Below are 13,982 nucleotides of genomic sequence, written 5' to 3'. Positions count from 1 at the left end.
TGTGCACTTATTATTCAATTTTTATAAAAGACATATAAATATTATATGATCAAATAAATTAGGTTGGCTAACTACTTACAAACTATTTCAAGTTGTAAGCATTTGAAAGAAAAATATTTAAATCCACAAACATATTATCAATGCTATCGTACACTTGCCAAATGGCATCCGCATAATTATTCGAAATAGAATTAGGCTGTATTCCCAAATCCGTTAACGCTTTATGAAGTCTTGTTTTTGAATCATTAGTTTTATGAGCATCTAACTGTCTGATGCTATTCACAGCTGAAAACTCTAATAACGCATTGAAGTTTTTAATTTCTAAGACTCTTTCTACAATTGTTTCTTTATTGTTGACAGGGTGTAAGCCACTTTCGTCTGCAGTTTTCAGGTAAACTATAATCAATTCAAGCAATTTTATACTTCTGAATTCTTTAGTTATTGAAATGGGAAATTCTAACATATTTACAATCTTGCGTAAAGTTTTTTCTTGAAGATGTTCCCCTAACAAAATGTATAGCTTTTTACATCTGGATATAAATTGTTCTTTGGAAAAAGATTTTAAATCTACGTGTTGAGCAATAGCATTGAATTCGGGGAATTCTGACCATCCTGTATAATCAATATGTTCTTCATCTAAACCAATTAAGTCTTTTGCCGAATAATTAAGTTCGAATAAGTGATTAAATAATCCTGTAAATATTCGCCCAAACAAAAAGAACTTCCTGGTCAAACGTTCTGCTTTTTCAGCAATATTTTCTCCTTCAATAATCTCGGATGGGTGAATCGAAAATTTATTCCAGTAATCAATAACTGTATATCTATTACCCTCGTATAGCTTTTTGATGTCAATTTTAATAGCATTTTTTCCAACACGATCACAATGGGTAACTGCCCACTGATTTCTATAGCTGACACTCCCTGATAAAGGATGAAGTTCATAATCTTCGTCTGCTTCATATACTGCCAATACTTTATCAGAAACATATACATACTCAAACGGCATTTCGTGTCTTGCTCGCCACTCTGTTACCAACCCATCAATTCCTTTCCAATGATGTCCTGTAACTGTTTCTTCTTTCTGATTATTCTCACTATTTTCTAGTAAAACCTTAAAGCCATTTATTTCTAAGCGAGCTATATCCTCTTTATGGTCAAATCTGCTAAGTCTTATTTCGAACTGTTTAAATTCTTCAATAAAATGTTTCTTATTTTTAAGCAGTGTAGAGATTTCTTCGTCTATTGCGATATCTCTTTTTATGGTGAATACCTGTACAGCGACTTTCTTTCTATACGCTAAATAAGTCTCTAAATAATCTTTTTTAATTTTCACGTAAGCCTCTGAATGAGTTGGAAATTTATATTCAGAAAGAGGTTTGATTTTTACTACATCGTAATCAGGTTCTTTTAAATCATCCCATAGAATTTCGTCTTCTAACATACGTGGTGACAATTTAAAGGCACTTAAAAATCCTTGATCAACCAATAATGTTGTATGATTACCAGAACACCAGGAAACCACCAAAGGTTCTGCTTTATTTAATCCAGAAGATTTTGAAAGGTATAATGAAAATGACGGTTTATATTCATAATCTTCTCTATAGTATGCTCCAGACAGATTTACATAAGGATTAACATGTGATGATTTTATTTTACTAATTAGACTGGGCGAAACTAAAGCAGTATTGATATCAATGGTTTCCCTCAATCCATTCTTATCAATTGTTTTTAGTTCAGCAACGGTAATATGTTCTGCTTCTGTTTGGATGTCCGACAGGTTTCCAATTAGTTTCGATATTATAGAGTTCTTATCCATTTAAAACTTATCAAAAATTGTATTTCGATGGTACTCCAAAGCAATTAGACTAATTTCATATTTTACAGGATTTGAAATTACTTTTCCGGAAATCTCATTCAACCAATTTTGAGCTTGCAAACTCAATCTATCCAATTTTGAAGTAATGATTACTTCATAACTGTCATTAAAAGTAAAATATCCCTTATCAAATAAACTATCATATAGAGTAGAAAGGCAAAGACCATTATGAGGTGATAATCTTGTCTCAATTTTAGCTGCCCAAGGAATAATATGACTGGCTACCAATAACTCAATTTCCGTAACTCCTGTTAAACAGCATTGATAGTCAAAATTTTCTAACACCTTTTTTCGGAAAGCGGATTGCTTGATTCTTACCTTTATTTCTCTTTTTGCATTTTCAATTGCATAATCGTTAGTGTTTTCTATACTTAAAATTAAGGGTACAACCTTAAAAGAAATAGGATTACTATATCTGTGAGAAATATTTATTTTTATACCTGTATTACTTAATGAAAGATGGTGATTTATAATATTCCCAATCCATCGCCTCCTCCCTTCGCTCTTAGCAAAGTTATTTTCAACTAAAAGGTGCTTAATTTCCTCAAAAGGAATTATATAAAAATCAGTTTCAATACCTTCATCTCCATAAATAATAATATTGAAATTATTACCTATCAGCTCTCTATAATGGTTAATTCTTCCCTCTGATAAATCAAGCCAATAATTTGTTTTTGCATCTGCTTTTCTTACATAGTTATTTATGGAGAGTTGATCCCGATTTTCTTTTACCCAGTTCATAATTATATAGCAATACCAAAATTTACTCTTAAAAATTCGCCAATTACTTGCCTTGCCATACCAACATATTCTTCTTTTGGATTTAAAAACTTTTTTAATCTCTCCATCTCTCTTTTTAAGATTCGTTCAAAGTAAAATTTCTTTGTTGTGTCTGTAGTGCCAATTACATCATTAAAATTTTCAGTGGCTTCTTTCACTCTTTGTATTTGCGCCTGCATCTCAATAAGTTTCTTTTCCCGAGATTGGACAAGATACATTCTTTGTAAAACATAGACGTCTATTGATTTTTTAGCCATGATACTTTCGTTTCCATAGGCATCTTTTTTAGGGCGAATAATACCTTCATCACCATATTCTAGATGATCTTCTGGGTTATCAATACATGGATTTAATAAAAGCCTATAAGGTTCTTCATCTGCAATTCCATTTACTCTATCATGTTTACGTATATATTTTGTCACATCTGACAGAGGAAATTGGTTCATTTTTCCCATTGTCTTTTTTGTTCTTACCCCGTAAATGGAATGAGAAAGCTTTTGATTACAGTTTCTACAAGACAATAACAAATTGTCCCAATCTGCAGCTAGCCAATAATAACCGGGTTTCTTATGCGGAGCTTCTTCAATTTCTCCTTTAGGGCGAAAATGCTCAATATCACCAGAATAAATATGTAGAAATGTACTTTCACAATAGGCACACTTTCCTTTGAATAGCTTGATTAGAGCGTCTTTTACCTCAGAATCTGAATATATTTTAAATTCAAAATTAGTCGTTCCGTCAAAAGTGGGGGAAGTATAATATTCAATAGCCCTTTCTGTTTCCGTTTTACCCGCTCTATTTTTTTTATCTAATGCAGATGGTCTGGGCACTTGAGATCTATCAATTTTTATCATAATGATCTATTTTTTATTGTCCAATGTTTTCCATATACTCTCAACCCGCTTCAGAGCCTCTGCTTTTAATTCCTCTTTGATTTTTGGTCCCTGTTCTCTTGTTTTGCGAGCTAGTAATTCATCAATCACATAATATGTAAGCTCTTCACGTTCTGTATCTCCCAAGTGTTTTATCCGGGGAATAATATGACTCAGATCTAAAAGACGATTTTTTTGTTCTTCGCTTCTGTTCTTTTCTTCCAAAGCTAGAATGGTGTAATATTCATCAAAAAGCTTTTCTGTTTCTGGGTCTATAGTACTTTTTAATCCAAAAAAATCAGAAGTCAATATCTGATCTACCCGTAATTCACTTGGGTCAGGTAACTCCGTCAATGCTATTACTTCATTCTCCTGATTTTTGGTCAACACAACAGTTTCTCCAGCTCTTAATCCTCTCAGACAAAGTGGTTCATGTGTTGTTACTACAAAACGAATTTTAGGAAAAGCTTTTCTTAAACGTGTAACAACTTCCATTCGCCAACGTGGATGCAAATGAGTACCGATTTCATCAATGAGTACCATTCCTTCTGCCAAATCAAATGTTACATTTTCGCCTGCTAAGGTTGCCATAATATCTACTGCTAAATAAAATACTGATTTATAGCCATCACTTAATTCATCAATGAAAAATGTGTCATTTCCTCTTTTTACAATGACCAAATCATTCTTGATACTAATTGTATCTTCCTGTTCTAATAAGATTAAGTCTTTTAAAGTAATTGCTGCGCGATCAAAAATTTCCTTTGGAAGGTTTGCCAACCAATTATCTGCATCGACAAGAGAGAAGGTATAATCAAAAAGATTTTTTGCCTTAGCTCCGTAAAATTCTATTTTCTCCGGTACCATTTTCCCGATTTTAGGTTTCAGTCTAATGGAATTATAAGCTACGATATTAATTATAGGCTGGAATAAAGATGTTTTAATTTCTTTCTTATTGAAATTGACTTCAATAGGTTTTTGTCCCCCAACCAAATGTATTTTAATAAATCCTTTTTTAGAACCATGTTTTAACAGATGATCACCTTTTATTCCTAAATCTGTTATATACTCTTGACCTGTAAGTCCAATAACAAAAGCCTTTAACAATGAACTTTTTCCCACTCCATTTTCGCCTAGAAACAATAACCAAGGTTCATTTTTAATAGGAGAATCAGAATTATGATTAAATTCTAATTCTAAAGAAGAGAAGCACTTAAAGTTTTTTAATTCTATTTTTTCAACATATATATGCTTTATTGAATTTATAGATTGTTCAATTTTATATTTTTCAGTTTCTTTAAAAGTTTCTGTGTTAGAAGATGAGAAATCCTGAGTTAATATAATTTCTTGATTTTTGGTTTCTTGACCATTGATAGTTGAAAAATATTCTTGTATCTCAGGTCTATTTCCTAACCATTTAGAGAGCATAAATCGTTGTATTCCCAAATAAGATTCTCCAGAATGATTAGTGTATTTATATTGCCAAGAATTATACAACTTTTTAATATCAGTTCGATTTGATTCTTCTTTTCTCAATAATTTCAAAAGTAATTCCCATTCTCCATAAAGTTCTTTTAAAACTTCTAGCCTTGCATTCACCAATTCAGAACGATCTAGCTTTAGTATTTCTATGGTGATAGTGCCCTTAGAAGAAATCGCTTCGATTCCTCCTTGTTCATTAAAAATTAAATGTTCTTCAGGTCTATCTATACATGGATCTATTAACAGAGCCTTTTCATTATATATGACTTCTTTGTAAGGTGTGTTTAATGGTATTCTTTGCCCATCAACTGGGAACCATGTTGATTTATATTGATTACAGTGGGAACAACTTAAGTAAATATTATTCCAGTCATAAGTTAACCACCAATAATGATCAGTTGAGAATTCCTTGTCCAATCCTCTGGCTCCTCCTTTAGGACGGAAATGATCATATTCAGATTGAGCTCTATTGAATGATATAGGTGATTCACAATAAGCACATTTCTCTTTAAATACTTCTCGTAGTGCTTCAAGGAATTTATCTCTTAATTCTTTTTCAAAGGGTTGTGAGTATTTTTGCTGAGATCTGCTTTCTTTTGATTTTAAATAGAACTCTTCCAGTCTTTTTTTTGCTATTTCGACTTCCTTTGAATAAAAGACTTCTGGCACAGGAATGATATTTCTTTCTACGTAAATCATTTTGTATGTTTTTTAGCAAATTTTTCCAAAATACTTGAACTCGGGTGGCTAGATAGTGAAATGAGTTTATTGGCTAAAGCCACCGGTACAATTGAATTATCATACATATCACATCTTAGCTTTTCTATATTCCAAAGTATTGTATCCAGATTTTTAAAATCAGTCTTTTGTGGATTCAGTACTATGTTTTCATTTTCAACAGGAAGTGTAATAACATATACTCTTTCATCCCTTGACTTAAAAATAATCTTCGAACTATAATATGAAGTATGTGCGTATGGTTCTGGGTTATCAGAAGGTCCTGGTAAAATATAAGTGTAAATGTGTTTATTGTTAAGAAGTAAAGCTTCTCCTGGTTCTAATAGGTTTTTGATTTCATCTGCATGTTCTACAAATGCCCCTGATTTTTCTAAACCGGCTAAAAATAAGTTATGATTACTAAATAAGTAATTACATAATTTCCGAACGTGTTTATGCATATTGGCTGTTTGCCCAAAAAATGCCAGCGGTCCATCTTTAATAAAGAAAAATTTATCCAGTAATTTAGGCTGTGTTTCTTTGATATACTTGATTGTATGTATAATGTTTATCTGTTCGATTAGGTTAACAAGATACCCAAGAATTCCACCTGCTCCGAGTTCATCACCAATCACTTCATGTAATCTGAAACAGTCTGTCAGATATAATATTCCATTACATTCCGGACAGTTAGTCGTGTATTCACTGTTGAAATTTGCACGTAAAATATTTTGATTTTTTTCTTCACAATGCGGACAAGTGGTTAGGTTAAAACTATCCACAGGTTGATTAAACAAGTTAAAAATTAGCCAATATGTTGTAGAAAGTAAATTGTTCTTTTCATCTCCTTTCTTTCTAAAATATTCGTAAATTGTTCTTCGAACAGAATGAGTTATGGTGATATTGCTATTATATGAAACGTTTTTTGTTGGAAGTACTAATTTGCTTCTTTCTAGGTCTTTAAGTGCTGACATTGCTTCCCTAGAGATAAATGGCATTTCGGAAATGTTATTTAAATCTTCGGTATTTAGAAAGATCTCTCCGAATTGAAAAAATGTTATCAATGAAGAAGGAAATGTTTTCTTTACCGGAATAGTAGCGTAACCACCGTCCATTGCTATAATATGTTCTATTGGATTTTCGTCGGGATATTGAACTTTAATAACAAGAGATCTATCCAATTCTACTTCTTCAGCAGATTTGGGATATTCACAATTTTCCAAAAATGATTTAACATCCTCATCATTTATAATAAATGAGTGTGACGATTTACTAGCTAACTCATCAGGACGCTTACCTGTTCTACTACTATATGCCATAACACTTATGAAGAGGTTTAAACTAAAAATTTATCAATCTTTACTGGTACAACAAAGGGATTAGAGTAGGTTTTCATTCTCACAAAACCTTTGTCGTTTTTCGCACTGAAACGAATTAATGCATCCGCAAAATCATCAAAGTCATAATACTTTCTAAGCTCCCTTATCTCATCCTCATTATTTAGATGTGCTATAAACCAATTCTGTGTATTTTTTAATATGCTAGAACTTATTGAACTTACTTCCTGTGTAGCGTATATCATTCCCAGATTTAGTTTTGCTCCTTCTTTAGCAATTCTATTATATATCTGACTTAAATCTTTATCGTCTTTTTTTGGAAATAAATTATGAGCTTCTTCAAAGTAGAATTGGATAAAGTTATTAGGGATACTGTCTGTAAATCTAGACATTGAATCTGAAAATATCTTTTTTGATATTCTTTCAAGAAATACTTCTTGAAGTTTAGGGTCTCCTTGTGATAAATCAATAATTACAATGCCTCCTATTCTTAAATGCTTAGATATATCAACTTCAAAAGAATTATCGGTTGTATTTGTGTGCATTTTCGCAACTTTTTTAAATTTGTCAAATCCACTTACAGAACGACCATCTTTCTTTTGGGTTAAAAACACCATAAGTGATTTCATTTCATCTGAAAACCAGTCTTTACCATTTTTTCTTTTATAATCTGTAAAAACTTTATCATTTGTGTTCTCCCAAGCACATAAGAACCAATTTTCTGCTTCATCCAAAGGAATACCTTTCTCAATGTCTAACTCTTTGTATTTTTCAGATACTATTTTTTTTATTGATGCATCTGCTTTAAACTTTACTTTAAAATTTGTTGAAGGCTTAAAGCCTGCTTTATTTAAACAACAGAAATAAATCGCTTTGTTTTTATTGTACCTAGTCCATTCATCAAAATGTTCTTTGTCCAAGGGGGGCGGGGTGAAATCTAATACTTTTAAACTTGTAATGTAATCTCCTTTCTCATCTTCCAAAGAAGAACATATATAGTTAAATCCAGTTACAATATCCTTGTAAAAATTAACTTTCATTATTTTAAAGTCTGAGTCACTTTTTTCTAAAATACTATATCTAATAGTATTCTGTTTATATTTTTCAAATATTGCAGTTCCCTCATCTTGTAAGTTTTTATTTGCATATTCTCCATTTACATCAAAAATTAACTGCCCTACCGGATATTTAGGAGTCCCATTAGTATCAAATGATTTTAGATTTTCCTCAATAGTGTCAGGAGATTTAGAAGGCAATATGGCTGTAGCTTTACTCGATATTTGAGATGTAGCTTCAATAATCTTTTTAACTGTGTTAGACTTACCTGTTCTGGTCATTCCAAAAAGAGCTGTCCTTTTTCCCAGTAGATCAGTTGGGTTAATGTAAACTTCTGCTTTGTCTTCTTCATTTTTGCTTTGAAATCTAAGACTGGAGCTATACTGTACGTGTCCAATGGAAAATTCATTATCATTGCCAGGAATAATATCGGGGGAATCTCTTTGGTTAACAATATAACCTAAAACATCTTTATTGACTTTATAAACACTATAATGATGAGCAGAATAAAAATTTTCTAAATCTGCACCAAATTCTACATTGGTTCCATTTCTATAGAATGTTCCTAACACACGGCATTCTAGTCCTGAAAAACTAAACTCATAACGTGTAAAATCATCCAGTTTAGAGCTTTTTCCTGAAGTAGGTAGGTTGTCTTTATAGTATTCTATCATAGAGCTAATCATAGCACTGTCTGTGGGTAATTTTGCTGGTGCCAAAGCTCTTAGAAGAATAGCTTCTTCAACCGTTTCTTCGTTATCATAAAATGCAAGTAAAAAAGTTCCTTGTGCTATTCCCTTAACTCTTTCTTTATCAGCATCACAAACAAGGATATTAGCTTTATTATAGTCAAGCAAAAAAGGATGGCCAACAAAAAGTTCGGTCTGTTTTCCCACTTTTAAAGGGTCTACAGATGCAAGTTGTTTTATTTTATCTACAGTTCTCATGGTTACAGTTTATTTAAGCGGTGATTTTAATTCGGGATCACTAAACCTTATGATAGCTTGTTTAATGTAATCTTCTTTAATTTCAAACGATATCCATTTACGGTTCGATTTTTCTGCACAATATCCCGTGGTATTGCTTCCAGAAAATGGATCTAAAACTAAATCTCCTTCATCTGTCAAAAACTGAATAAAGAAATTCACTAATCCACCAGACATACGAGCCGGGTGTGGTATAATTCCTTTCTCTCTACAAGTTTTTAGAAAATAATCATTGGAATTAGTATTTGAAAAACTCAATACACTATGTGGCAATCTAACGTCTCTTTTTTCATCTAGAGCCTCCATTTCAAAAAAGTTATGGGAAATACTACCGCCATTATCCTTTAGAAATCCTGTCTCACTTATTTGATGTTCTGATGGTCGTTTACCTGAATTATAGGATTGTCGTTTCAGTAGCTGTTCCATACTTTTACTATAGGGACGTAAAACTTTGCTATTATCGGCTTTAGGAAAATCGTTTTTAGCAATCCACCAAACGTGTGTATAACTGTCCACCGTTCGTAATCTATTTACAGTTACCCATTGTGCTGGTGAAGGAAGTTTCGAGGGATTGTAGCAAATAAATTCCTGAATTAATCTTAAGTCAGCCTTAGGATGTTTCACCATCCCTAAAAGGCATTCTAAATGCAATAAAGATTGAACTGGTCTCTCAGGCTCCCAAGCATTTCCAATTTCTATAACCAATGAGCCATCATCAGCCAAAAGGTCAGAAAATATTGGTGCTAACTTGATAAACCATTCCTTGTATTCTTCTCCTTTTTCATTTCCATATTGCTTTTTATTATTTAATGGAAAAGGCGGCGAGGTGATTATAAGATTTACCTTTCCCTTTAATTTGCGTAATTTTTTATCATTTGTTAATAATTCAAGCGAATTTCCTACGAAAAGCTTACCAAGTTTAGACTTGTATTTTTGAGTTAATTTCTCTTCAGTTGACATTATCAATTAAGTTTCAACTTCATTTATTGAAGCTTTTAAATTAAATATTTATTTTATGTAGCATTTACGGAAAACCATAAATATTAAAATACCATATATCTTTCCAATTCTTATAAAAACTTTTTTATCATATGGAAAATGTGATGAAAACTAGAATAATGAAATCTTCAATGCTAAATGCATATTAGTAAATAAACAAAATGCTATCAAACTTAGCTAGAATATTTTTCTCTTAAAATATTCCATTCTAAATCAATTAGTATTTGAATTAATATGTGATTGATTTTTGTTGCACTTTAATAGTTTTCAATGGTTTAATACAAATATATTATTTTTTTTATATGAATTTGCTTATTAATCGAAAACAATAAAATTTTCGAACTATTAATTATTCAATTGTATATTAAACAATCAAATGATACTATAAGAAGATATATTATCATCAATCTTTTCTTTAGTAATTAACTTTAGAGATAAAAACAGTCTATGTGCAATAAAATGGCTGTAGTGGAAAAAATCATTTTACTTTTCTTATTTGCTGTTTAACACCAACCTTCAACTCCCCACAAAATCCACCATCACCACTTGGCTTCCCTGGAAAGGATTATACGACGGTTGATAATCAATATAGCCCGAAGAATGTAGATTCTTCAGACATTTATGATAGGTGGCTTTTGAGCGGATTTTACTGATGCGCATCACTTCATCGCGGGAAATACTGACCGGATTTCGGAAACGGCCGAAATTCCAGAACTGTGGAACCTGCACTAAAACAAAAAACGCTGTAAACATTTAATGTTTACAGCGTTTTAGCTTATTTTAGTTTCCCAACTAGCGGAGAGTGAGGGATTCGAACCCCCGGACCTGTTACAGTCAACAGTTTTCAAGACTGCCGCAATCGACCACTCTGCCAACTCTCCTTCAACTCCGGTAGTACCGTTGTTTTCAGTGGTGCAAATATAGAAAGTTTTTTATAACTGGCAAAATATTTTTCAATAAAATTCGTATTTCTGGTGTTTAAAGAGGAGGTCAATTAAACTTTCATTTTGAATTTTTTCGAAGTAATTACCATAAAGGCTGAATAATTGAAAGATTTCCAGCTGGATACCGTATCAAAACGATTGAGCAACGATCTGAAGCTGTCTAACCCAGCGTTTGTTCTTTCTATTGCATATCCTTGGTGATATAAAATTTCATCAAAATAAAAATTGTCGGTATCTGATCCGTTCCGCTTATTGAAAGCAATATTGGCGATGATATTTTTACTTTCATAGTGCTTTCTGAAGCCTTGAGCGTCAAATCCGGCATCTGCATTAATAAATAATCCTTCTATAGCAATATCTGCTTTTTTTAGCGTCTGAGTGATCTTGTCAAAATACATTTCAATATGATACAGATCATTATGATTCCCGGCGATAGGATCAGAGATGGCTAAAGGGAGTCCCTGCCTGTCTGTAAATAAAGTGCAGTAGGGGACTATTTCATTTTCTATTATATCTTTGTCAAGTACCTGGTACTCATGGGCTTGATTTGTTTTTTATGTTTCGCAATATAAAAATAGCCAAGCCTTTTTTATATATAAGTTTAAATGACTTCAATATCAATTCTCTATGATAATCTTCTTCGAATATCTTTTGCCGGCCTGATCGATTTGCAAAGTATAAACTCCTTGCACAAACTTTTTCTTTAAATTAAATAGTATAGTATTTTCGCCTTTTTTCACTTCACCTTTTTGTGAATGAACAATTTTTCCCCTTTGGTCATAGAAAGATACGGAAATTGTAGACTTTCTATTGCTTACAAAAGAGAGAGAAAAATTTCCATCATTAGGATTAGGAGAAATTACCATAAAAGAATTGTTAAATTTGCTATATTGGCTGATGCCAAGCGTTTCACATCCTACAGCATCACTCACAATTTTTGTTTTGATTCGTATGGTGTCTAACCTTGAATATAAATCGTTTCCAGGACATATAGTTGTACCAACATCACGATGCCCCATAATTCTTGGCCGAATAGTATTTAGTATAGAAGCAGAAGAGGTAGGGTCAAATCCTTTATACTTAAACCACCATCCTAGAAGACTATACAACTTATTGAGCTGTGCTGAAGTTGAAATTGTAAAATCTGAATGACCAAGAAAACATACACCAATTGCTTTTGAATTGTAATAGATTGCATGAGCACCTCTTACGTCTGTTGTAGGCATATTGGGATTGTATCTGCCCTGATACAGGTTACCTTCCTTGTCAAGCAGATAGTTGTACCCAATATCTGACCATCCTAATGTATTTACGTGATAATTCCAGTAGGAACGAACTATATTAGCCCCGTTTGTATAAGTATTAGGTGTTCCACCATGATGAATAACAACGTGTGTTGGTACAATATTTACAACGGAGTAAGGAGTATTTACTGAACTGCAAGGGGCAGATCCACCACACCAATCATTCCTTGTAATAATTGATGGAAATTCAGGACAGGCTACTGTTTTATATTCATTTTTAGGTGTATCAAAATATTTTGTTGTATAATTTCCATCAAACAGATCAATCTGCATTTCATCTGCTGTTACAGTGTTAGAAAACTCAAATTCTATAAAATCTTGAGATGTTGCATCGTAACTAAACAGTGCATCTGTCCAGTACATATTCTTAGAAGTTTCTTTTGGAGAAAAATCTGCATTTGCAGTTTCCCAGTCAGACCACTCATATCCTCTTTTTTTTGTTCGGTATCGAAAACTTAATTGTCCAGGATCCAGCTCTTTCTTTATTCTCCAGCCAACGCCAAAACATGAAAACGGTCTCTTCGGTTCCAATGATAAAAGGTAATTTGTGTGGGCTTTCAGGCTAGAAGTAATAAAAAAAGAGGACGAAGGGACACCTGTTCTTTCTGTAGTGTCATGTTGTACGGGCTGTAGCAATTGCTGTGCTTCTGTTCCAAAGTAAAAACACACAAAAAGTAATAACATATTTTTTTTCATAATATCATGGTTATAAGGTAACCACCTTTTTTAATTATGTAAGAAAAAAGTTTAACATAAAACCTGTTAAAAAATACAGAGAATATATAGTGGATTTGGAATAGAAATAAATTGCTTTTATTCTACTTTTTTATTATATCCACTTAATGTAAAACTTGTTTAAACTTTTATTTTCCTGAGAAACAAAACAGAAAAAGCCAAATAATTTAGATTATCCAGGTTGAAAACATCTGTCCCTGCTTATCACAAGGAAAATACAATTGCTGGTTTTGATGATTTTCTTCCCTGATATACTCAAATGAGGTATAATCCATTTTTCCAGTTTATCTTTGCTTATGAGTTCCAGATTTTAGTTCTTTTTTTGCAACTCTAAATTGCTAACTTTCTGGAAACTCTTTCTTTAAAAAGTTTAAATAGCTTTGTATGCAAAAATCTCAATAATCAATAATAACAGAAAAAAAATATTGTAAAAATTGATGATACTCACTGTAATTTTAAATGCATGACATTTAGCCCAAAAACTACATTAAATTCCAATTTTCAGCAGCATCCATAAAACTATTTATCTATGGTGTTTGCTGATTTACGGGCTGGCCTGCTGGGAAGCCGCGGGGCGCTCCTGCCGCGGGATCATCTTTCGCCCCGTCTGCATGAAAGGTGTCTTGGGGATTAACGGTATTTACCGATACCTGAGACTATACGAGCTGAGCCGTAAAAAAAGCAACGGATATTTTTTTTTCATAACGTCTGCATTATTAAAGTTTAAAAAGCTTCATTATTTATTTTGTGAGCAAAATATATGAACAATTAAGATCTGTAGTGTTCTGGATTTTAATGTTAAATCTGTTTAAACTTTTATTTTTCTTAGAAACAAAATAGAGAAGGCTAAATAATGTAGATTTATCCACATTAGATTTAGTATTTCAAATCTTA

Annotated in this window: 9 protein-coding genes and 1 tRNA gene; all 10 read right to left on the bottom strand. The window is 32.2% G+C overall.

Annotation, left to right across the window (positions count from 1 at the left end):
- Positions 1 to 82: 82 nt before the first annotated feature.
- On the bottom strand, positions 83 to 1,816 hold the full coding sequence (locus ACR1PO_RS19385) for a hypothetical protein (protein WP_433987864.1): 1,734 nt from the start codon (positions 1,814 to 1,816) through the stop codon (positions 83 to 85).
- A complete protein-coding gene (locus tag ACR1PO_RS19380) occupies positions 1,817 to 2,617 on the bottom strand; it encodes an HNH endonuclease (protein WP_433987863.1) in 801 nt (266 codons plus the stop codon).
- Between the two features lie 2 nt (positions 2,618 to 2,619).
- Positions 2,620 to 3,510, bottom strand: a complete 891-nt coding sequence (locus tag ACR1PO_RS19375; RefSeq protein WP_433987862.1) for an HNH endonuclease — start codon at positions 3,508 to 3,510, stop codon at positions 2,620 to 2,622.
- 6 nt (positions 3,511 to 3,516) lie between these two features.
- Positions 3,517 to 5,709: an AAA family ATPase gene (locus tag ACR1PO_RS19370; protein WP_433987861.1), complete on the bottom strand. Its 2,193-nt coding sequence runs from the start codon at positions 5,707 to 5,709 to the stop codon at positions 3,517 to 3,519.
- A complete protein-coding gene (locus ACR1PO_RS19365; RefSeq protein WP_433987860.1) occupies positions 5,706 to 7,046 on the bottom strand; it encodes a DNA double-strand break repair nuclease NurA in 1,341 nt (446 codons plus the stop codon). The genes ACR1PO_RS19370 and ACR1PO_RS19365 overlap by 4 nt, the downstream gene beginning before the upstream one ends.
- 17 nt (positions 7,047 to 7,063) lie before the next feature.
- Positions 7,064 to 9,067, bottom strand: a complete 2,004-nt coding sequence (locus tag ACR1PO_RS19360; protein WP_433987859.1) for an ATP-binding protein — start codon at positions 9,065 to 9,067, stop codon at positions 7,064 to 7,066.
- A 9-nt stretch (positions 9,068 to 9,076) separates the two neighbouring features.
- Positions 9,077 to 10,066 carry a DNA-methyltransferase gene (locus tag ACR1PO_RS19355; RefSeq protein ID WP_433987858.1) on the bottom strand — a complete coding sequence of 330 codons (990 nt, stop codon included), beginning with the start codon at positions 10,064 to 10,066 and terminating at the stop codon, positions 9,077 to 9,079.
- Positions 10,067 to 10,901: 835 nt separating this feature from the next.
- A tRNA-Ser gene (locus ACR1PO_RS19350) sits at positions 10,902 to 10,986 on the bottom strand.
- A 113-nt stretch (positions 10,987 to 11,099) separates the two neighbouring features.
- Positions 11,100 to 11,447 (bottom strand): hypothetical protein, encoded by a 348-nt coding sequence (locus tag ACR1PO_RS19345; RefSeq protein ID WP_433987857.1) that lies wholly within the window; start codon positions 11,445 to 11,447, stop codon positions 11,100 to 11,102.
- A 219-nt stretch (positions 11,448 to 11,666) separates the two neighbouring features.
- Positions 11,667 to 13,049 carry an N-acetylmuramoyl-L-alanine amidase gene (locus tag ACR1PO_RS19340; RefSeq protein WP_433987856.1) on the bottom strand — a complete coding sequence of 461 codons (1,383 nt, stop codon included), beginning with the start codon at positions 13,047 to 13,049 and terminating at the stop codon, positions 11,667 to 11,669.
- Positions 13,050 to 13,982 lie beyond the last annotated feature (933 nt).

It is taken from the genome of Chryseobacterium amylolyticum (genome assembly GCF_051011775.1).
In the GTDB taxonomy this organism is placed as follows: Bacteria; Bacteroidota; Bacteroidia; order Flavobacteriales; family Weeksellaceae; genus Chryseobacterium.
The sequence above is the reverse complement of the archived record's forward strand: the minus strand, read 5'-3'. Positions and strand labels throughout refer to the sequence as shown.